Source organism: Rhizomicrobium palustre (assembly GCF_011761565.1).
Taxonomy (GTDB): domain Bacteria; phylum Pseudomonadota; class Alphaproteobacteria; order Micropepsales; family Micropepsaceae; genus Rhizomicrobium; species Rhizomicrobium palustre.
Genome location: NZ_JAASRM010000001.1, coordinates 1,991,700 through 2,013,137, shown reverse-complemented (window position 1 = coordinate 2,013,137; position 21,438 = coordinate 1,991,700). Strand labels below are relative to the sequence as shown.

The window sequence follows — 21,438 nt, the reverse complement described above, 5'->3', positions numbered from 1 at the left end:
TTTAGTTAACGGTAAGCAAATCAGGCCGATTTACGGTGAATGGGCGGGGCATAATCCGGGCGCAGAAATTCGCCGATTTCGCACAACGCCTCGGCTTCCGGCAGAAGAGCGCCAGCCACCTCAGCCAGCACCGCCGGGTCGTCGTAAGGGATATCCTGGTAAATCGTATGCGGCAGAATCCCCGCCGAAAGAAGCTGCGGGAAAAGCGCGATCTGACGTCCCGTCGTGACCGGATCACGGGCAAGCGCACCCAAAAGCGCAGCGGGCAGGTCAGCGTTGAGTGCCAGATGACAGATCTGGGTGGCACGCGGATTGACCTCGATGAGATGCGGCGCGCCTTGGGCATCGCGCATGAAATCGAGCCCGATAAGACCGTTCAGGGCAAAGCGCTTGGCGATCTTTTCGCAGGCGATCTGCATCACCGGGTCATCCACCCGCGCCATCAGGCTCGCAGGGCCGGTATCGCCGCTCCAGGACAGCACATCCATATGCAACGCAGCGAGTACTTGGCCCTCGCGCGCGGCGAAAACCGAGGTGGCGGGCTTTCCGGGCACCAGCGCCTGGACATTTACGCGCGACGGCAAGGGATTACGCGCTTCCAGAAGAAAATGCGCATCACCCCGCATCATGGCCCGCGCCAAGCTGCGCAAGCGGTTGGGCGGGCCTTCAAGCTCGTCATAGGCGCGCGTCGCCTCACCAAAACTGGAGACGAATTTCACCCCGCCGCCGCCCCAGCTTCCATCGGCTTTCATCACGCAAGGAAGCCCAACCTCGTAAAGGGCATCCCGCAAGGTGGCGCGGCTTTCGACCGCCAAGGTCAAGGGCGCGCACACACCGATCTCCCGCGCCGCCGCGATGGAAGGCGCGCGCGCGGTGAGGACCTCGTAAGCACCGCGCGGGCCAAGGGAGGTTTCCAGGAGCGGGGAAAATTCCGAAAGGGACAAGAGCAGTGATAAGGCGCGGTCGTCACAAGGTATCACGCGGTCAGGCTTTGCTGCCACAATCGCCTCGGAAAGAGAGGCCGCCCCATCCAGCGGGCGATAGCGATAGGCCTTACTGAGATAGCGGCAAAGCCTCAATACATGGCCGCGCGGGAATACCGCCTCCACCATGGCGCCGAGATTGGCAAAGGCACCCGCCAGCCGCGCCGCCGAGGGCCAGTTCACTGTGGTCACGAGGAGAATTTTCGTCCGCATGCGGCAAGCCTAAACCGGACGAGTCAACGGGGCGTGAACACGGGAAGAAAAGGAAGTGTTAAGCTTTGGGCCTCTCCTTGGCCTGAGCGTCCCAATACCGCCCCAAAAAAGAAATCGCCCGATCGGCAAGGCCGCGATAGGCCCCGTCTGGCAGAAAAATCTGCAAGAAGACGATCAGCGCCAAGCCGGGCGCATAACAGCCATTCAAGACGGCGCGCAGATAGAGCCCGAAGGCAGCGCGCTTATCGCTCATCGCCACATATTTCGCATAAGCCCAACCCATGCAGCCAAGATAGGCCTTGCGCGGGATGGCGGGCTTCAGCTTATCGATCCAGGCCTTCATGGATTCACAACGCCGCCCGGCAGAGAGCCGGTTGGGGTCCGCCCAATCACGCCAGATCATCGACGGCTCGCTGGCCATCAGGAAGCGCGCGCCAGCGAGCGTTGCGCGGATGGCGAAATCGGTATCCTCCGCCGCCGGAAGATTTTCATCGAAGCGGATTTTTCGCGCCAACTCGGCGGGCACCACAATGGTGGAGGTGGCGAGAAAGCCGCGATCACACAGTAGATAAGTCGCCATATCCTCACCCGGACGGATGGCGCGCGGCGGTTTCAGCAAGGTGCGCCCTGCCCCGCGATCGACGATGAAGCGCGAATAGGCACCGGTATTTTCCGTGTGCTCCAGAAGCGCGCGCATATGGGCGAGATGATGCGGCAGAAAACGGTCATCGGAATCCAGGAAAGCGATGAAACGCCCGCGGGCGCGATCAATGCCGGTATTGCGCGCCGCGCCACCACCGCCATTCTCCTGCCGAATGAAGACGATGCGCGGATGAGCGCAAGCCTCGATGACCGACTTCGGATCATCCTTGGAGCCATCATCCACGACGACGATCTCAAAATCCTGTTCACTCTGCGCCAAGACGGAGCGCAGCGTCTCGCCGATCAGATGGGCGCGGTTATAGACGGGGATCACGACCGAGAAGAACGGGGTCATGGCGTTTCCTTGCGCAAGTTGCGCAGCATGGCGAGCAACAGAATGAATCCGACCCAGGTGACGCCGTCGCCTTCGAGAAAATCGGTTTCCATCAGATTGTGCAGGATGAGAAAGACGAAGAGCGAGAACAGCAGCGCCTTCATCGGCACCGCGCCCCGGCGCCAGAAATCGGCGAGCGGCAACAGCACCAGCCCCAAAAAGGCAAAGAGAAACCCTACCCCGCCGACCGTGACGAGTAGTTGCAGATAACCGTTATGGCCGTGATTGGCCGAGGTCACCCAGCTTCCGACATAATGGGCCAGCGGCGAGGCTTTGCCGGTATTGGCAAAAGTGCCAAAGCCCGCCCCGAAAATCGGATGATCGCGGATATAAGCGACTTCCGCTTTCCATATCTCGGTGCGGCCGGTGAAGCCGGTGGGATCGTCAAGCACGCGCGTCAGCATATTTTGATCGGCAATGAGAAACACCGTGATGGCGATGAGCCCCAGCATGACGGCAATCAAAGCGATGGCGCGATCGAGTTCGCGCTTCCAGGCCAGGCGATAGATACCACCCGCCAAAAGACCGACGAGCAAAAGCCCCAGCGACGATTTGGAATGGGTGCCGAGGAGAAATACCAGCGACGCTGCCGCGACGGCGAGGTCGAAGAGCTTGCCGTAAAGGCTTCGCCCCGGCGTAAAGACGAAAATCAGCGCCGTCATGGCGGCGACGGAACCGGCGATATTTTTGTGGCCATAAATGCCGCGCCAATTGCCGATCAAGGCGGGATCAAGCTCGCTCGGCGGATGCACCGCGGCGGCTACGAATTTTACCGACACAAAGTTGATGACAAGAACGGCCAGCAGCACCCAACGCCACATACGCAGTGCTTTTTGTGCCCCCACAGCCTCCACACTTAAAAAGCCTGAAAGCACCAGAACGACGCCAAGTCCCGCGCGGCGCACCGTGACCGCGGGTTCCGGCGACCATAGCGCGCTCGCCACACACCAGCAGAGTAACCCTAACAAAACGAACGGCACGCATTCCAGGAAGGCCGCGCCGTGACGGCGGATCGCGGCGAACACGATGAGCGCAAAGACGGCGAGATAACAGATCTGGCGCAGGCTATCGCCCGCCCCTGTCTGGCTGACGGCGCCCAATTGCTCGGCCAGCGTATCGCTCGCCTTGAAAGGGGTCACACCGATGAAGGCGAGAAACAGAAAGACGAGAACAATCGCCTCCTCCACGCGCTTCTTGCGGGCGGCGTCGAACCAGATCAGTGGCGCGGCGGTATCAATCGCCATGGGTCACCGCATAGGGTTGATGGACATGCCCCGCGAGCGCAGCGAGCTTGCCCATATTGCGGTAGAACCTGCGCCAAGCCTCGGCCGAGCGGCGCGGCGAATGTGTCGTGGCCAGGCCGATCACCGGCATGGCGAATAAAGCGACGACCACCTTGGCGCATTCGCGCAAGCGCGCGGCGAGTGTTGGGCGGTATTTCAGGAATATCCGCATCTCGGTATTGCCGATGCCATAGGCGCGGCGCAGCACCCAACCCAGATTTTGGCGCAAGGCGGGCACACTTGTGTAGGCGAGCGCCTCATCTGACCAGGCGAAATGTCCACCAGAGGCTTTCACCCGCTCGAAGAAATCTCTGTCTTCCCCACCTGTCAGTGCAAAATCCGGATCAAACCAGGGCGCCAACATGGCTTCGAGACACGCGCGCGTGATGAGGATATTGCCCGCCCCTTCCAGCATAGGCGTCGGTCCCGTGGGACGGCGCATGGAAGAGACGCCATCGAAACCGGGCTGAAAATCGGGAGCACCCTCGCCCGTCTCGAACAGGATGGAGCCTTCTACCACCGCCGCGCCGGTTTCCGCCTGCACACGCACGAGTTCATCGAGCCATTGCGCCGATGGCCATTCATCATCGTCCAGCATGGCGATATAGGTAGCGGCAGGATAGCTCAGCGCGCGCACGACCAACGAATTTCGGACCTGAGCGATACCCCGCTCAGGTGTCAGGATCGGGTCGAGCGGCCAGCGATAGGAGAGCGACAGCTTGCGGCAGAGATCATAGCCCTGACGGTCTTCGGCGTCATTGTCGGCCACCACCACGATCACGCGATGCTGGGTTTCCAGAGTTTCCAGCGCGATCAGAAGCCGTTTGAGGCTTTCCGGGCGCTTAAACGTCGGGATGGCGACAATGATTTCAGCCACGCCGCGCCCTCCACGGTTTGTTGAGGGGGAGAAGCATGGCCAGCATCACCACTTCGCCCAGCGCGATACCGCCGAGCGCATAGAGGGGCCCCGCAGACAGCAGCAACGCCAGCGTGGCAGCCAATGCCACCGCGCCCGATACAGCCGATATCCAGGCGAGCTTGGAATAGCCGCCTGTCGCCATCACAAACACAGCCTCAGGCGTGCGCAGGGCGCGCAAGGCTGTAATCGCCGTCCAGAAGGCCAGAACCACCCAGACGTCGTTCACCGCGTAATGCTTCAGCAACAAGGTGGGAAAAAACACCACGAGCACGACCGCCAAAACTACCGTTCCCGCCAAGACTGCACCGGCTGCCGTTCGAAATTCGTTAACCACGCGAAAGGCGCCTTTGACGTCCCCCGCGGCGAGCTTCTTGGTCATCAGCGGCTGGTCGATATCCGGCAAGGCACCCAGCACCAGCGAGGCCGGACGCATGAATAAGGCTCCCAGCGCCAAAAGGCCGAACGCCCCCGGCCCGCTGAGGAAGGTGACGAGATAGGCATGGCAGTTGACCGCCACCTCGGTGAGGGCGACGCCCAGAAGCGACCAGCGGGTGACCGCCTGCCACATCGGCAGATAGGTTTTCAGCGGCGCATTGCGGGAGGCGGCAAGGCTGGCGGCATAGTCCTGCCCAAAGGGGAGAAGCGAAACCGCGGTGGCGGCGACCATCATCATCGCGGCGGTATCGAGCGAAAAACGACCCGTAGCGGCTAGAAGGCCGAGCCCCATCACCAGAACGAGGCTATAGGCAAGATCAGAGCCCGCCGCCCGTTCAATCCGCGCCAGCACATTGGCGTGCGAGCGGGCGAAGCAGCGCAGCGTCGTGCCCGCCCCATAAAGCCCGAAGAGCAGCGCGGTTTCAAAATGGGCGCCCGTCAGCGCCATCATGGCCGTCACGCCGATGCCGGCCAGGAGCGAGACGATGAGACTTGCCTTTTGCAGCGTGAGAAGCTCCGCGCGGGCCGTGACCGCATCCCTGCCTCGGGTCATGGAGGCGGGCGCCCCCAAGGCCGCGCCGGTGAGCGAGAGGCAGAACGGCACCACGATCAGAAGAAAGGAGAAATGGCCGAAATCGGCTGGTGCCAAAAGGCGCAGAAAGCACAGCGAGGCCAGGAAATGGGCCCCCGAAATCGCTACCGGGCCAGCCGCCGACACCGCATAGCGGTAGGCCGATTTCAGAACGGCAGAGCTACCGTCGGCGAGACCCAAAGATGACATGGCTGTGCCCAAGTGAAACGTTCGGGCATCACCTCGCAAAGCGCGCGCCAGTTTGGATTACGAAGTTTTCATGGCCAGCATCGCGATCGCGACAGGGTTGGTGATGGCATAGCGCCAGAACAGACGGCGCGGTTCGCGCCACAGCCGGTGCAGCCATTCAAGCCCGGTTTTCTGCATCCAGCCCGGCGCCCGCACGTAATCGCCAGCGGCGAAATTGAAACAGCCGCCGCAGGTCACGACCCAGCCGGCCTTAAGCCGCATTTTGTTGCGCAGGGTGAACTCGTACTCGAATGGCACGCCAAGCCCCACCCAAAGCACATCCGCGCCGGAGGCGTTGATGTCCTCACAAATGGCGGCTTCGTCGTCGCGGCTGAAATAGCCATTGCGGCGGCCGACGATTTCCACGCCGGGATAAGCTTCTTTCAGCTTTTCGACTGCGCGCGCGTTGATCTCTTCGGTCGAGCCGAGGAGATAGAATTTGAGCCCATGCTCTCCGGCGGCCTTGGCCGCATCGAAAATAAAATCGGTGGTGGCACTGCGTTCCGGGACAGGCGTGGCAGCCAGAAGCTTGGAAGCAAACACCACCGGCTCGCCATCGGCATGGATGAGATCGGCTTTGTGAAACAGCTCCCGGAAATTCATATCCATCGCCGCCATCGCGATAGCATGACCGTTAGAGGCGAACACCAGTTTCGGCGCGCGGTTGCCTTCGCGGGCGGCAAGACAATCGCCCACCATCACCTGCACAAGCTGCTGGCGCGAGACGCAGGCCGTCGGCAGACCTCCCACGGTGGCGCGTGAATAAACACGGGCGCCGGAGCGGCGTTCACGAAGATGTGCCATGGGCGCGGCGGCCGGATCGGCTTTGCGGGCGAGCGTCGTGCGCATCAGACGGCGTTCCTTGGCCGGATGATTTCGATCGGCGTGCTGAGAAGAACTTTAAGATCGAAGGAGAAGCTCGCACGGCGGACGTAGAACACATCGTGGGAAACCCGCGAGGTCATCTGCTCAAGGGCGGGGGTCGGTCCACGCAGGCCATTCACCTGGGCCCAGCCCGTCATGCCCGGCTTGGCGGCGAAGCGGTGGCGGTATTCGCTGATACGGCTTTGGTAGAAATCATCGTGCGCCATGGCATGCGGACGAGGACCGACAAGCGACATATCGCCCAAAATTACGTTCAGAAGTTGCGGCAGCTCGTCCAGGCTGTAACGGCGCAAGAATGCACCAAGCCGGGTGACACGCGGATCAGCCTCGCGCGCCTGTACCACGCTGGCACCGTCTTCCTGCACCGTCATGGTGCGGAATTTAAAAATCTTGAAAGGCCGCCCGCACATTCCCGAGCGGGTCTGGCGAAACAGCGCCGGGCCCTTGGTCTCCAGGCGCACCGCCAGCGCGATCGCGGCTAGCAAGGGGGCGAGAACGATGAGCAGAGGCAAGGCGATAGCAAGATCGAAAAGCCGTTTACCCTCGCCGGAAAGCCAGTTTTTGTTGGTATTTACGGGCGTGAAAAACTCGGCAGCATCGGCCGGAAGAAAGGCGATAGGGGAGATGACACGGCCAATCGCACGCGTAATGCTCTGGCTGCCGGCTGCGGTGTCATAGGCGATGTCGTGCTGCATGCTTGCCCCCGAAAGGTCTCGGGGCTGCCATTGCAGGAGCGGTGCCAGGAGAAAGGCACATTTGCCGTCCCAAATCGCGACGGAAAGAGCCCGCTTGTACAAGATAGGTAAACATACGAGGAGGCGAGCGTACCGCTTCGGGACAGCAAATGGTAAAGGCCGCTAACAAGTCGGACTTGAATTCATCCCCGACGCAACGCAAAGATCACACGCAACCGGCGCAGACATATGGGGGATTTGCTCCGGGCACAGTGCGGTGCAACCAGGCGTAAAGGATCGCTATAGTTGCGCCACAATGGCTGATTAACTTTAGGTCCAGAGAAGCGGTGAAAATCGCATCGAATTCGCTTCAACTCCCGGCTGCGCGAGGGACGCGCACTAAAAATCTGGGGCACAGACGCTTGCAGGAGTTGGGGTGCTTACTTTTTGAAGGATAGAAGGCACAGTTATGTCGAAGACCACGGAGACCGGTTCTCCGCATCCCCTTGATGTGGCCCTCGGATCGCGCATCCGCCTCCGCCGCCGCGAGCTCGGCTTCTCTCAGGAGCAACTCGCCCGCGAAGTCGGGATCACGTTCCAACAGGTTCAAAAATACGAACACGGCACGAATCGCGTCAGCTTTTCGCGCCTGGTCGAAATCGCGCAGGCCCTGAAGTGCGGCATCGTCGATATTATCGGCGATCTTGATCGTCCTAATGGGGCAGAACCCTTCTCGCGGCATCTGGCTTCGCTGAGCGAGCCCGGCGCCACCGAGCTGCTCGATGCCTATGCCTCGATCACGTCGGCCAAGCACCGGCGCGCGATTCTCAACCTCGCCAAGCAATTGGCCGAGGGCAAGAACGCCGAGCTTTATGCTGTGAGCGAAGAGACGGTCTAAAGCCGCCTCTCAAGAGCGAAGTCGCCCCCAAACTTCAGGGCGATTTCGCTCTCGCTTTCATCTCGGCTTAGCCGGAGTTGCGCAGGCCCGCCGAGACACCGTTGATCGACATGTGAATGGCGCGGCTGGTGCCTTCGCTGTCGTCGCCCGCCCTGCGTCGGCGGAGCAAATCCACCTGCAAGTGGTTCAGCGCATCGATATAGGGCAAACGCAGGCGAATCGAATTGCGCAGCTTCGGGCTGCGTTCAAGCAGCGCTGATTGCTCGGTAAGCTGCAAAATCGCTTCCACGGTCCGGCGCCATTCCTCTTCGATGCGGGCGAAAATCCCGCGTGCCATCACCTTGTCTTCCACCAGCTCCGAATAGCGCCGCGCGATGGTGAGCGAGGATTTGGCGAGCACCATTTCCATGTTTGATACAGTCGTACGGAAGAACGGCGAGTTCTTATAGAGCGGACGCAAATGGTCGATACCGGTTTCGCGCACGGCCGTGCCGAAACCATACCAGCCCGGCAGCATGATGCGCGCCTGAGACCAGGAGAACACCCAAGGAATCGCGCGCAGATCTTCAATGCGGGCCGATTGGGTGCGCGAAGCCGGGCGCGAGCCGATCTTCAAATCGGAGATTTCCGGCAGAGGCGTCGACTGGCGGAAATACTGATCGAATCCCGGGGTTTCGTAGACCAAGGCGCGATAGGCCTTGAAGGCCTCCTCGCTCATATTGGACAGAAGAATGGCCGCTTCGCCATCCGCCGCGTCAGTCTCGTGGTTCAGCTCCGAAAGCAGCGCCGCCACGATGATGGTCTCAAGGCTCTTCTTGCCGATATCGGGGTTGCCGTATTTCGACGACACCACTTCGCCCTGCTCGGTAATGCGGATACCGCTGGAGGATGCCCCGCAAGGCAGCGCGCGAATAGCATCAAAGGACGAGCCGCCGCCGCGGCCCACAGCACCGCCACGGCCATGGAAGAAGCGCATGCGGATGCCACGCACAGAGGCGAGATAGGTCAGCCGCGCGATGGAGGTGCGGATTTCCCAATTCGAGGTGAGATAGCCGCCATCCTTGTTGGAGTCGGAATAGCCGATCATCGCTTCCTGGATCGAGCCTTGGCCTTCCAACAGGCGCTGGACAAACGGCATGTCGAGCCAGCCGCGCATGATGTCATCTGCGGCGCGAAGATCGCGGATGGTTTCGAACAGAGGCACGATACGCAAAGCCGCGCGCGGGGTTTCACCCGGCACAAAGAGCCCGGCTTCCTTCATCACCACCGCACATTCCAGGAAGTCCGAAATGCTCTCAGTATGAGAGATGACATAATTGGTGATAGCGCCATCGCCAAAGCGGCGGCGCAGCTCGGCGGCCTTATCGCAGATATCGAGCTCGGAACGGGTAATGTCGGCATATTCGCGATAAGGCGAGCGCAACAGGCGCGGATTCTGCAGTTCGTTCAAAAGAAGCTGAATACGCTCGTTTTCCGAGAGCTCGCTATACGCGGGGGTCACCCCGGCGACGCGCAACAGATCGGAGACCACGCGCTCATGCACGTCGGAGCTCTGGCGCATATCCATAGTGGCGAGATGGAAGCCGAAAGAGCCCACCGCTTCGCGCAGCGTGAGAAGACGGCCATCCGCCAAATCGGCATCGCCATTTTCCTTCAGCGAATCCATGATCACCGTGAGGTCGGCGGAGAATTCCTCTGGCGTCGCATAAGGCTCTGCTTCCCAGCGCGGCAGCCGCGCAGGCGCACTGCCGGTGAGAACCTTACGAGTCGCCGAGAGCCGCGAATAACAGGTGATCAGAGCGCGCCGATAAGGCTCGTCCATCTGATGGCGCGAGACGTGATCGGGACCCGCCGCCAGCGCATTCAGCGCCGCCGAGGTGCCAACGAATTCGTCCGAGACCGAGAGCTCCGAGCCGAGCGTGTTGATCTCATTCAGATAGTAATCGAGCACCGTCTCGCATTGGCGGCGCACCGCATATTCGAGCGTCTGGGCCGTGACGAAAGGATTGCCGTCGCGATCGCCGCCGACCCAGGAGCCGGGCTTGAGATAAGGCAGTACTGAACCGTTCAGGCCATAGAGTTTCGCCAGACGGCGCTTCACCATCGGTAATTCCGAGAGGAAGGTGCGCGCGAAAATCGAAATCGCATTCTCGATCTCGTCGGTGACGTGAATGCGCACCGCGCGGAACATGCGGGTCTGCCACAGGGTGCGAATCTCGCGCTTCAGCCCCTGCTCGATCTCGACATCTTCGCCTTCATGCAGATTGGCGCTGTCGAGCCGGTCCAATAGCTGGGCGATGTCGGTTTCGCGATCCAGAATCGACTTGCGGCGCACTTCGGTGGGATGGGCCGTGATTACCGGCGACAGCAGCGCCTGGCTGAAATAGGCCGAAACCTGACGGGCGCTGACGCGGGCATGATGCTCCAGCTGCTGCAAGGGGCCGGGCCCCTTTTCCGAATGCGCCCAATGGTCATCGGCGATATTGGCGAGCTGGGAAAAGATCGTGAAGGCACGGATCAGAAGCTGCACTTCGCGCGGGGTGAGCTCGGAGAGGCGCTTATCCAGCGGCACTTCTTTGACGCCGGTGCGATGTTCGCCCACCGATTGGCGGCGGATATGCTCCACAAGGTCCAAATCGGCCTGACCGCGGGACAATTCGACCGTCCCTTGGCCGTATTGCTCTTTGATGACCTGCCCTAAAATGCGCCCCAAAAGGCGAATGGTTTCGCGGCTGTCGAGCTGCAGGCTAGTCGTCATATCGCATGGTTCCTTTGCCGCCCGAGAAAAGCCTAGCGAGCGGACGCAATGCAAGGAAAATGCGAATGAGGGCGCCGATTTAGTGCATCATGAATACCGGAATCCGCGGGTGCGACACGATATGTTCTGTGACCCCGCCAAAAATGGCCTCTGCCATCTGGCTATGGCCATAGCCGCCCGCCACCAGAAGATCGAATCCCTCATGGGCCGCGACGTCTAAAAGCACCTCTGCCGTCAGCGCGCCACCCCTTGAAAGGGAGCGGGTTTTCGCCTCCACCCCATGCAAGGCAAGATAAGCAACCACATCGCTGCCATTACCGGGAATGGCGCCGCTCTGGACGGTGAGAATTTCCACACGTCCGGCTTGTTTTAAATAGGGCAAGGCGGCAGTCAGCGCATGGGCGGAGGCGACCGAACCATCCCAGCCAATAATCACCGCCTGGCCGACAGTGGCGGGGCAATGCTCCGGAGAAAGCAGCACAGGGCGGCCGACCTTCATCAGCGTGCGAATGAAAGCATCCTGCACCTCGGCGTCATCTGTCTCCCGGATCGGGGGGAAGACCACGAGATCGCAGAGCCGCGCCGCCTTATCGAGGGCGCGCGGCAGATGCTCACGCAGTTCGAGATAAGAGATGGTCACCCCTTCACCGCGCTGCGGTGCGGCCACGATGCGCACTGAGGATTCATCGGCCATGGCGGCAACATTGGAACGCGCCGATTTAGAAGATGCCTTTTCGAGATCGGCGGCGGTGTCGATCAGATCCTGCACGATGTCGGGCGACAGCGGCAGCTCGCCATACGGCACGCACTCGCGCGGATCGGCATGCACGAACAGAGCTTCGACATGCGCCGAGAAAGGCTTGGCCGCGGCGAGCGCCGTTCCGAGCGCGAAACGATCACGATTAACACCGGAAACCGGCACCAGGATTTTGCGGAACGACATGACATGCCTCACGTGAATAAAGCTGTGGCCCTCAGGGAAGAAAGCCCTGTTGGCGGCGCGAGACATTGAGACTTGTCAATTAGCGGACGGGTAAATCGAAGCTTCAGGCGCCTTCCGCCAAGGCCCGCAACCCCTCCAGGTTGCGGATCACGATGCGCCTGCGGCTGGGCGCGGCAATGATATTCAGCCGCTTCAATTCGGAAAGCGCGCGGCAGGTCGTCTCGATGGTAAGGCCAAGATAATCGGCGATGTCCTGGCGCGACAGCGGCAGATCAAGGGTGTGGGATTCGCCAGTGCGCCGCTGCATCTCCAGCGCCAGAAAGAAGGAAGCCACCCGCTCCTTAGCGCTTTGGTGGCCCAACATGGCGACATGGCGCTCCGCTGCCGCGAGGCTTTTGGCAAACATGGCAAGCCGCTTCTGGCTGATATCGGGATCGCCCTCGGTCAGATGCGAAATACAGAGCCTGGGGCATCGCAAAGCGACCACATCGCCCACCGCTTCCGCCGTGGCTGAATACTCTTCGGAGAGCTCGATGCCGAAGGTCTCATCCGGCAGGAAGAAATTCACGATCTGGCGCCGGCCATCGGCGAAAATATGCGAAAGGCGCACCGCCCCTTCCACCACCTTGTAGGAATAGCGGGCCTCATCACCCTTGGCATAGATCGTCTCGTTGCGCGCGAAACGTACCGCCGCGCCAAGGCTTTCCATCTCCGCTTTGCTGATGCAGCCCGCATCGGAAAAGAAGCGGCAATTATGCTCGCAACCCGCTGGACGGTCTGCGGGATGTTCGATCAAGGTCTGGGCAAGCCTGCGGTGCAACGCGTGCTCCTCAAGCGCCATAAGCCGGGGGCCGCCCGAACTTGGCGCACCCTAGAATAGAACCGGGGGGCGGCCCTCTGTAAAGAGCCGCCCCCCGTCTGTATTTTCCCAGATTTCCTTACAAAAACTAGGGCTTATTTCAACTTCAGCGAGGTGACGACGATGCCATCCTTGCCTTCAGAGACCGCGAAGCCGAGCTCTTTGCAGAGCGCCAGCATCTGGGTGTTCTCTTCGAACACATCGCCATAGAGCTCGCCAACGCCGAAGGACTTGGCGTATTCGACGACGCGCTTCATCAGCGCGGTGCCGAGGCCGTGGCCCTTGAGGTCGGAGCGGACGATGACAGAGTACTCGGCCTTCGACTTGTCCGGGTCAGCAGCGAAGTTGGCCACGCCGATCATCTCGCTCTTGTCGTTGAAGAGCACGAAGGCCATGTCGCGGTCATAATCGATATGCGTCAGGCGGCTGAGCAGCGCCGTCGGCAGCGAACGCATGGTCGAGAAGAAGCGCAGACGAACGTCTTCCGGCGTCAGCTTGCCGAAGAATTCGTTGAACGCCTTGTAGTCTTCCGGACGCACGGGACGGACAAAGAACTCACCCTTGCCGCTGATCGTTTCATGGGCTTCAAGCTCCTTCGGATAGGGCTTGATGGCCAGATGCGCATCGCGCGGGCCGGCAACAGCTTCGCCGAGCTTGATGCGGGCATCGACCGCGATCACGCCCTTTTCATCGGCGAGCAGCGGATTGATGTCGAGTTCCTTGATTTCCGGGAAGTCGCTGATCAGCTTGGAAACGCGCACCAGCACATCGGCCACTTCGTTGATGGCAGCGGCGGGGCGGTCACGATAGCCCTTGAGCTGATTGTAGATGCGGGTGCGGGTGATCATGTCCATGGCGAGCGTGGTGTTGATCGGCGCCAGAGCCAGAGCCGAGTCGTTGACCACTTCCACCGACACGCCGCCCTGACCGAACAGGAGGTAGGGGCCGAAGGTGACGTCGGTGGCGACGCCGCAGATCAGCTCATAAGCGCGCGGACGCTTGATCATTTCCTGCACCAGGAAGCCTTCCAGCTTCGCATCCGGGCAGTTCTTCTTGACGGTGACGAGCATCTGCTCGGCGGCCGCCTTGGCTTCTTCCGGGGTCTCGAGGTTCAGCTTCACGCCGCCGACGTCGGACTTGTGGGTGATGTCGGGCGACATGATCTTGATCACGATCGGCGCCTTCCAATCGGCCGAGATCGCGGCCACATCGGCCGGAGTCACGGCAGCCTTCGAACGCGCGATCGGGATCTGGTAGCATTCGAAGAGATCGGAGAGGTTGATCGCGTCGAGCCAGAGCTGCTTCGCCTTGACGGCGCCATCGATGATCGACTTGGCCTTCTCATAGTTCGGCGTGAAGTTTTCCGCCTTGGACGGGGGAACTTCCTGCAGCAGGTTCTGAACGCGGTTGTACTTGGCCAGGTGCATGAAGCCACGCACGGCCTTTTCCGGGGTTTCGAAGGTCGGGATGCCAGCGGCGCGATAGGCGGCGCGAGCCTTTTCGGTTTCTTCCGAAGAACCCAGCCAGTTGGTCAGAACCGGACGGGTCGAACCCTTCGCGGCTTCAATCACGGCCTGGGCGCCTTCCAGCGACGAGGCGGTCGCGGTCGGGCAATAAAGGCACACGATGCCATCCACATCGGGGGCTTCGAGGGCGATCTTCACCGAATCGTGCCAGCGCTTGCCGGAAGCATCGCCGATGATGTCGACCGGATTGCCGTGGCTCCAGGTGTCGGGCAGGATCGCGTCGAACTTCTTCTTGGTGTCGTCGGTCACGGTCACGAGCTGGCCGCCGAGATCGGACAGAGCGTCAACCGACATCACGCCGGCGCCGCCGCCATTGGTCACAATCATCAAACGGTCGCCGGAAACGCGCAGGCGCTTGGAGAGCGTTTCGATGGCGTCGAAGATTTCGTCGAGGTCGTTGGCGCGCAGGATACCGCAACGCGAGAAGGTCGCGTCATAGACACCATCGGCACCGGCCAGAGCGCCCGTGTGCGAAGCAGCGGCAGCAGCGGCAGCAGCGCTACGGCCGGACTTGATGGCGATGATCGGCTTGACGCGAGCGGCAGCGCGGGCTGCCGAGATGAAGGCGCGGGCGCTGAAATCAGCAGCGTGACCGGCGGCTTCGACATACATCACGATGGAGTCGGTATCGGGATCCTGGGCCAGATAGTCCAGCATGTCGCAGAAGGCGGCATCGGCCTGGTCACCCATGGAGATCAAATGGCTGAAGCCGACGCCGCGGGCCACGGCCCAATCCAGCATGGTGGCAACCAGCGCGCCCGACTGGGCGACGAAAGCGACCTTGCCCTTTTTGGCGGGGACTTCGGCGAAGGAGGCGTTGATGCCATCCGGGGTCGAGATGATGCCGAGGCAGTTCGGGCCAACGATGCGCATACCGTATTTGCGGGCAGCGTCGAGCATCTTGCGCTCAAGGCTGACACCTTGCTCGTCTTTGATATCGCGCAGGCCGGCGGTGATGACGATGGCGGCGCGGGCGCCACGCTTGCCAAGTTCTTCGATGGTCTGCGGGATGGAGCCGGGCGGCGTCGCAATCACGGCGAGATCAGGGGTCACCGGCAGGCTGGCCACATCCTTATAGGCGACCACGCCATTGACGGCAGAAGCCTTGGGATTGACCGGCATAATGGGGCCCTTAAAGCCGCCATTCAGCAAATTCGACATCAAGATGCCGCCCACGGAGCGATCGCGGGTGCTCGCACCGATCAGTGCAATGCTTTTCGGATGAAAGAATGCGTCAATGTTCTTTATCGACATGCGTCGCGCCTCTTTAGGTTTTGGGCCTGTTAAACCTTGAAAGCTCACTTGGCCAGCCGGTCAATGTGGGCCGAATTGTCTCGCCACGGTTTCACGTACGGACTCTTGGTGGCGTGCCACAACGTCGCCCCTGATTCCCGGGACAACACTTCCGAAATGAATGTGGTCAGTAACGGTTAAGCCGCATACAGCGGCGACATGCTCGTCAAACAGGGTGCGAACCGCTTCCCAAGCCCCGGACTTCCTCACCCATTCGCTGGGGGTGCCCGAAGCGGTGAAGCTGATAAGCTTGCGCCCCACAAGCAGGGGTTCATTCCCGGCCCTGCCCTTTCCATAGGCAAAGCCATAGCCGAACACCCGATCGAGATAGCCTTTCAGCATGCCGGGCGGGGAATTCAGCCAAAACGGATAAAACAGGGCAAAGACATCTACATCTGCCAGTAAAGCCCGCTCGCTGACCACATCTGGACGCGGGGCGTAACCGGCGGCGGAGGGAATCTCATCTGCCTTGAGGCAAGGATCGAATTCCATGCCATAGAGATCGCGCATGATTGTTTTATGGCCCAACGCTTCGGCGGCCTCGGCATATGCAACCGCGAGGCAAGCGACAAAACTCTTCGGATTGGGGTGGGCGACGATCAATGCATGTTGCATGGCTGGTTTCCCCTCGGGAGCGGCCCTGTTTAGGAGGCCCCAAGCGCCTTCGGCATTGCGCTATATCAAAATCTGATCGCTCTTGCCTGCGACCAAGCTTCTTTCTGTATTTGCCAAGTATTTTCCCGTATGACTCAATCTCCTGGCCGGGGCTGCGGCATTATGTTGCCGCCGCTTGGGGTACACCGCAGTGCGGGTACACTGCCGGGGCTAGATTCGCACCAGGGTTCAACCGGACCCTGCTCAAAACAGGATGGAACTCTCATGGCAAACGAAGACGTCAAGAAGCTGTCGGATGATGTGGGTGAGCTGAAGGCCGGTTTCTCGAAAATCGCCGACACCCTGTCCGACCTCGTGCGCCAGCGCAGCCAGGAAGCTGCCGCCCGCGTCGAGCGCGCCGCCGAAGACACCTGGGCCGAAGCCAAGGAACAGCTCGAAGGCGTGAAGCAGAAGATCCATGAAGAACCGGTGGTTGCAGTGGGCGTCGCCTTTGGCGTCGGCCTGCTGGTCGGTTTGCTCTTCGGCCGCCGTTAAACCTTCATGCAAGCGATGGCCATTCGCGTCGCGATTATGACCGCGGCGATTTTGATTGCCGCGGTCTGCTTTATTGCGACCGGCGCATTTCTCTGCGTAGCGCTTTACGAGGGGCTGAAGCTGGTGCTGGCGCCCGCTCTGGCAGCGCTGTCAACGGCGGCTGTGCTGCTGTTGCTGTCGATGATCATTCTCTCCGTCGGCCTTGCCATCGCCAAGGCCGTGGAGAAGAGCGAGCGCAAGAAGCGCGGCCCCGCCACCGCCGAGATCGGCCTCGAAATCGGGCGCATGATCGGCGAACAGATTTATCGCTCTGCGGGTAAAAACCCGATTCAGGTCATGATCGGGGCGATCGTCGCAGGCGCGGTCTTGGGCGCCGTGCCGCCGCTGCGCCGCTTCCTGATGAGCTTCTTCTTCCGCAAATGACCCGGGTTGCGCTGATCGGGCTCGGCATGGCCGTGACCCCGCATGCCAAAAGCCTGATCGATCTAGGGGCGGATGTGGCTTTGGCCTACGCCCCCAGTGCGGCAAGGCGGGCGCAATTCGCGACGAAATTTCCCTTCCCCACCACCGATGATTTAGGGGCGATCCTTTCCGACCCCAACATCACCGCGGTGGGCATTCTGACCCCGCCGAATACGCATCTGGAATTGGTGGAACAGGTCGCGGCGGCAGGAAAACATATCCTGCTCGAAAAGCCGCTGGACGTTTCCACCACGCGGGCGAAAGCCGTGGTGGAAGCAGGCAAGAAAGCGGGCGTCACCATCGCGGTGATGCTGCAGCATCGCTTTAAACCGGCGGCGGAGAAGCTTTCTGAAATTCTGGCAAGCGGCAGGCTGGGCAAGATCGTCTCCTGCTCCACCCGCATCCCATGGTGGCGCCCGCAAAGCTATTACGACGAGCCCGGACGCGGCACACTCGCACGTGATGGCGGCGGGGTGCTTATTACACAGGGCATTCATGTGCTCGATCTGATGCTGTCGCTCGCGGGACCTGTTGCAGAGGTGTGCGGCTTCACCGCGACCACAGCCCTGCATCAGATGGAAACCGAAGATTATGCCGCCTCAGCGGTGCGTTATCAGAATGGCGCCCTCGGCGTGATCGAAGCCACCACCGCTTTTTATCCAGGCGCCGCCGAACGTATCGAATTCATCGGCACCAAAGGCACTGCGGTGCTTTCCGGCTATGGCTATAGCTTGCAGCTGATGGACGGCACGTCGGAAGTCTTCGAGCCCCCCATCGCGACCATGGGCGCCACAACTGGGGGAACCGCCGATCCCATGGCCTTCCCGCATGATCTGCATCAGGCCGCCTGGGCTGATTTCTTCGGGGCCATCGCGACAGGGCGCCCGCCGCGTGTTTCCGCCGAAGAGGCATTGAAGGTGCATCACCTCATCGATGCCATGCTGGACGCGGGAAAATCCGATAAGAAAGTTCGCGTCGCGAATAGCGAATAGAAAAGGGGCTTGGCGAATCTCTCCATCAAGCCCCTTTTCGCTAAGAACCACGCATAGGCTCACTCTGCCTACTTCGGTTCCGGACCTTGGCTGACCCGCACCAGATCGCCCGGGCGGATCCATTTGGCGAAGGCGGCCTGGATTTCTGCCGCGGTTATCTCGGCATAACGCTTGGCGGCCAAGCTCGGCTCATCCAGCGGCAGATCGAGATCGGACCGCTCGAGGAAGCCATGCGCGATTTCATCCACGCTGTCCTCGCTCAAAGGAATCTGGCGCAGCACCATCGCCTTGACGCGATCAAGCTCCTCCTGCGGCACAGGCTTTTCCTGCATCGCTTTCAGATTCTGCGTGATGATATTGGCCGCCTTGGAAACGTTTTCGGGATCGGAGGCATATTGCACGACGTAATAGCCGCGAGTGCGCCCGGCTGCGAGCGAGGAGCCCACCGAATAGACCAGCCCCGCATTCTTGCGCAGATCAATCGAGAGCCGCGACGAATAAAAGCCACCGCCCAAGACCTGATTGCCAAGTTCAAGCGCGTAGTAATCCGGGTTGGATCTGTTCAGGGCCAGATTGAGGGCCATCAAGACCTGATCCTGCACGCGCGCGCTATCCGGCACGGTGATGGTGGCGGGCTTGTTGGGGGGCGCGTCCGGCAGATCGACCACAGGCTTGGGGCCTTCCGCCTTCCAGCCGCCGAAATACTTCTCGATGGCCGCACGCGCCCGTTCCGGGGTGATATTGCCGATTACCACAATGGTCGTCATGTCCGGGCGGTAGACGGTTTTGTAATAGGCCTTCAGATCGTCGAGTGTGAGGGTGATGACGCTTGCCCCCGTGGCCTGACGCAAGGCGGGGTCAGTCGCCGGATAGAGATGCTCCACAAAGGCGCGCTGGGCGAGATAGCCGGGGGTATGGTTACGCGATTCCACGCTTTGCGCGAGTTGAGGCTTGATCGCGTTCAGCGCCATCTCCGGCAAAGCCGGGGACAGCTCATGCTCAGCGAGGAGTTCCACGCCGCGTTCGAAATCTTGAGACAGAAGCTGAATCTGGAAATCGGTCCCGGCATGCTCCTGCGCCCCGATAGCGTCGAGCTCCTTCTCAAAGGCAAGACGATCATGCTTTTCGGTGCCAAAATTAAAGAGCGCACCGAGCAGCGTCGCGACCCCATCCTTGCCCGGAGCTGCCTGCGTCTCCTGGCGATTGCGGATATGGCCGAAGACACCGACCGTATCGCTGACCGCGACCGGCTGCACAATCAGCTTAAGACCGTTGGGCAGAACGGAGACCACGGGCTTTAGCGCAGTCTCGGGCACCGAGAGGCGGTTCACCGCTGTCTTGGCCCAAGCCGGCAGCTCGGTCGATTTGGCCTCGCCAAGATTGATTGTCTCCATACCGCCCGTGGCGCTGGTGGAGGCGACCGCCTTGCCTGAACCCTTGGGCAGGAGCAGGCCAGAGACAGACTGATCGAGGTTGAGATATTGGCGGGCGACGCGGTTCACGTCCTCCACCGTAACCTTTTCGATCCGCTTCAAGTCCTCGTCGGGGGATTTCAGGCCATAAAGCGCCACCGCATCCGACCAGACATCGGCGAGATCAGTGATCGAGTTCTTTTGCCGTTCGGTAGCGCGCTTCTCCTGCAGCTTGGCCGCTTCCACGAGATCGGCCGGGACGCCCTCCTTGACCACCTTTTGCAGGATCGCCCGCACATCTGCCTCAAGCGCATTGCCATCCACACCCGGCGCATAACTGACCGAGGCATAGGCGATGGAGGCTTCCTTCAAAGGCTGAATGCTGAAAGAGGCCGAAAGCGCCTTTCCTTGCGCCACCAGATCGAAGAGCGCGAAACGACGGCTCGAGAGGACATCCGCGAGCACTTCCAGCGCTGCAAAATCCTTCGATTTCAGGCCGGGAAAGCGCATGGCAATGACACGCGTGAAATTCGCCATGTCGGAATCGATCGTGAAGATACCGCCCGCCTTGATCGGCTTGAAGGTCATCTTAGGGCGCGCCGGAAGCTTCTTGGCCGGGATATCGCCGAACAGGGTCTTGATCTTTTCGAGGGTTGCGGCCGGATCGAGATTGCCCGCCAAGACCAGGATGGCGTTGTTGGGGGCATACCAGGTGCGATGGAAATCCTTCAGCATCGCGCCCGTGGTCTTTTCGAAACTGGGGCGTGAGCCCAGCGCATCGTGCTCATAGGGCGTGCCGGCGAAGAGCTCTTTGCGCAGGCGCTCATAAAGCTTGTAGCCCGGCGCCGACATATCCTGCGCCACTTCCTGCTCAATGGCGCCGCGCTCCTTCTCCCAAGCTGCCTGATCGGCATCGACATCGCGCATGCGCAAGGCCTCGATGCGAAGCGCAATGTCGAGATCTTCCGAAGGAACTGTGTAGAGATATTGCGTCAGCGCCTCGCGGGTATTGGCGTTGAACTCCCCGCCCATGATCGAGCCAAGATTGGCGAGCTGATCGGCCGAGAGCCCCGGGCTGCCGCGAAACATCATGTGTTCGAGCGCGTGGGCGGTGCCGGGAAAGCCTTCCGGGGTCTCATCGGAGCCCACCAGGTAGTTCACAGAGGTCGCCACCACGGGTGATAAGGTATTTTTAATCAGAATTACACGCAGACCGTTCTTCAGCTTGGCCCGAAGAACATTGCTCTCAACCGAAGCGGGATCTGCCTTAGCGGCTGCAACGGCATGATGGGGATGGTGGCGGTGGCGGGCCTCGGCAGGGCTCGTAGTGACCGCGAATGCCAAAACCAGAAGCGCGGCCAATGCGGCGGCGCGGGTCGTCTGCAGCATGGAAAATCCTTGTGAAAGCGGCAGGAAGGTATCGCCAAACCCTAGAGCCGAAGACTGGCATCTGTGAAGCGCAAAGCCGCCCTCGCGCACGCGTATCTGCGATGAAAAATTGGATAACTGAACGTGCAAATACTGATCGGGAGAAGCGCTTATGCGGCTAAATACCGACCCTTGTTACCAGGGGTAACGCAGCGGAATAGGGGACAATCCGCATAGCAAGCGCGGCTCCATTCGCGTTTCATCATCTCCAGAAACAACAAGGTTCGTGAGTCCAAATGGGTACCTTGATCCGCGTGATTTTCCGTGAAGGCGTTCCGAGGCAGCGGGCTCAGAACCGCAGCACAACTCCGCGCCGCTCGGCTCTGGCGCGTGAACGCGGCCTTACCCTTTGGCGCGAACGCGACGACCTCGTGATTGCGGCGGCCTATCGCGTGGCCCCGCCGGCAGAACCCCGGACCAGCCAGGATGAGGGCAACTTCACCCCCCTCAAGTTCGCCCCTCACTCCTAA

The 21,438-nt window shown here is 60.8% G+C and carries 18 protein-coding genes; 5 read left to right on the top strand and 13 right to left on the bottom strand.

Annotated features, from left to right (window positions below):
- Positions 1 to 20: 20 nt before the first annotated feature.
- From FHS83_RS09000 to FHS83_RS08970, 7 genes are read right to left on the bottom strand one after another with little or no spacing between them, the layout of a single operon-like run.
- Positions 21 to 1,196: an ATP-grasp domain-containing protein gene (locus FHS83_RS09000; RefSeq protein ID WP_167082652.1), complete on the bottom strand. Its 1,176-nt coding sequence runs from the start codon at positions 1,194 to 1,196 to the stop codon at positions 21 to 23.
- Positions 1,197 to 1,254: 58 nt separating this feature from the next.
- Complete coding sequence (locus tag FHS83_RS08995) at positions 1,255 to 2,193, bottom strand: glycosyltransferase family 2 protein (protein ID WP_167082651.1); 939 nt, start codon at positions 2,191 to 2,193, stop codon at positions 1,255 to 1,257.
- A complete protein-coding gene (locus FHS83_RS08990) occupies positions 2,190 to 3,476 on the bottom strand; it encodes an O-antigen ligase family protein (RefSeq protein WP_167082650.1) in 1,287 nt (428 codons plus the stop codon). The genes FHS83_RS08995 and FHS83_RS08990 overlap by 4 nt, the downstream gene beginning before the upstream one ends.
- Positions 3,466 to 4,392 carry a glycosyltransferase gene (locus FHS83_RS08985; RefSeq protein ID WP_167082649.1) on the bottom strand — a complete coding sequence of 309 codons (927 nt, stop codon included), beginning with the start codon at positions 4,390 to 4,392 and terminating at the stop codon, positions 3,466 to 3,468. The genes FHS83_RS08990 and FHS83_RS08985 overlap by 11 nt, the downstream gene beginning before the upstream one ends.
- On the bottom strand, positions 4,385 to 5,650 hold the full coding sequence (locus FHS83_RS08980; protein ID WP_167082648.1) for a hypothetical protein: 1,266 nt from the start codon (positions 5,648 to 5,650) through the stop codon (positions 4,385 to 4,387). The genes FHS83_RS08985 and FHS83_RS08980 overlap by 8 nt, the downstream gene beginning before the upstream one ends.
- A gap of 57 nt (positions 5,651 to 5,707) precedes the next feature.
- The gene (locus tag FHS83_RS08975; protein ID WP_208414341.1) at positions 5,708 to 6,538 is read right to left on the bottom strand and encodes a WecB/TagA/CpsF family glycosyltransferase; all 831 of its coding nucleotides are present in this window, start codon (positions 6,536 to 6,538) and stop codon (positions 5,708 to 5,710) included.
- Positions 6,538 to 7,269 carry a sugar transferase gene (locus FHS83_RS08970; RefSeq protein WP_167082647.1) on the bottom strand — a complete coding sequence of 244 codons (732 nt, stop codon included), beginning with the start codon at positions 7,267 to 7,269 and terminating at the stop codon, positions 6,538 to 6,540. Before FHS83_RS08970 ends, FHS83_RS08975 begins: the two co-directional genes overlap by 1 nt.
- A 448-nt stretch (positions 7,270 to 7,717) precedes the next feature.
- Here FHS83_RS08970 and FHS83_RS08965 point away from each other — a divergent pair, with 448 nt between their 5' ends.
- Positions 7,718 to 8,146, top strand: coding sequence for a helix-turn-helix domain-containing protein (locus FHS83_RS08965; protein ID WP_167082646.1), 429 nt, complete (start codon positions 7,718 to 7,720; stop codon positions 8,144 to 8,146).
- Between the two features lie 67 nt (positions 8,147 to 8,213).
- Here FHS83_RS08965 and ppc read toward each other — a convergent pair whose 3' ends face one another.
- The 5 genes from ppc to FHS83_RS08940 form a co-directional block, all read right to left on the bottom strand.
- Positions 8,214 to 10,904, bottom strand: coding sequence for a phosphoenolpyruvate carboxylase (gene ppc, locus FHS83_RS08960; RefSeq protein WP_167082645.1), 2,691 nt, complete (start codon positions 10,902 to 10,904; stop codon positions 8,214 to 8,216).
- 79 nt (positions 10,905 to 10,983) lie between these two features.
- On the bottom strand, positions 10,984 to 11,847 hold the full coding sequence (locus FHS83_RS08955) for a universal stress protein (RefSeq protein ID WP_167082644.1): 864 nt from the start codon (positions 11,845 to 11,847) through the stop codon (positions 10,984 to 10,986).
- Positions 11,848 to 11,950: 103 nt separating this feature from the next.
- Positions 11,951 to 12,667 (bottom strand): helix-turn-helix domain-containing protein, encoded by a 717-nt coding sequence (locus tag FHS83_RS08950; protein ID WP_167082643.1) that lies wholly within the window; start codon positions 12,665 to 12,667, stop codon positions 11,951 to 11,953.
- Positions 12,668 to 12,801: 134 nt separating this feature from the next.
- Positions 12,802 to 15,486 carry a bifunctional acetate--CoA ligase family protein/GNAT family N-acetyltransferase gene (locus tag FHS83_RS08945; RefSeq protein ID WP_167082642.1) on the bottom strand — a complete coding sequence of 895 codons (2,685 nt, stop codon included), beginning with the start codon at positions 15,484 to 15,486 and terminating at the stop codon, positions 12,802 to 12,804.
- A 60-nt stretch (positions 15,487 to 15,546) separates the two neighbouring features.
- A complete protein-coding gene (locus tag FHS83_RS08940; protein WP_167082641.1) occupies positions 15,547 to 16,140 on the bottom strand; it encodes an NAD(P)H-dependent oxidoreductase in 594 nt (197 codons plus the stop codon).
- A 264-nt stretch (positions 16,141 to 16,404) separates the two neighbouring features.
- Here FHS83_RS08940 and FHS83_RS08935 point away from each other — a divergent pair, with 264 nt between their 5' ends.
- From FHS83_RS08935 to FHS83_RS08925, 3 genes are read left to right on the top strand one after another with little or no spacing between them, the layout of a single operon-like run.
- Positions 16,405 to 16,674 (top strand): glycine zipper domain-containing protein, encoded by a 270-nt coding sequence (locus FHS83_RS08935; RefSeq protein ID WP_167082640.1) that lies wholly within the window; start codon positions 16,405 to 16,407, stop codon positions 16,672 to 16,674.
- 15 nt (positions 16,675 to 16,689) lie between these two features.
- Positions 16,690 to 17,097: a hypothetical protein gene (locus tag FHS83_RS08930; protein ID WP_167082639.1), complete on the top strand. Its 408-nt coding sequence runs from the start codon at positions 16,690 to 16,692 to the stop codon at positions 17,095 to 17,097.
- Complete coding sequence (locus tag FHS83_RS08925; protein ID WP_167082638.1) at positions 17,094 to 18,128, top strand: Gfo/Idh/MocA family protein; 1,035 nt, start codon at positions 17,094 to 17,096, stop codon at positions 18,126 to 18,128. The genes FHS83_RS08930 and FHS83_RS08925 overlap by 4 nt, the downstream gene beginning before the upstream one ends.
- A 68-nt stretch (positions 18,129 to 18,196) precedes the next feature.
- Here FHS83_RS08925 and FHS83_RS08920 read toward each other — a convergent pair whose 3' ends face one another.
- A complete protein-coding gene (locus FHS83_RS08920; RefSeq protein ID WP_167082637.1) occupies positions 18,197 to 20,929 on the bottom strand; it encodes a M16 family metallopeptidase in 2,733 nt (910 codons plus the stop codon).
- A gap of 275 nt (positions 20,930 to 21,204) precedes the next feature.
- Between FHS83_RS08920 and FHS83_RS08915 the strand changes: the two genes are divergently transcribed.
- Complete coding sequence (locus tag FHS83_RS08915) at positions 21,205 to 21,438, top strand: hypothetical protein (RefSeq protein ID WP_167082636.1); 234 nt, start codon at positions 21,205 to 21,207, stop codon at positions 21,436 to 21,438.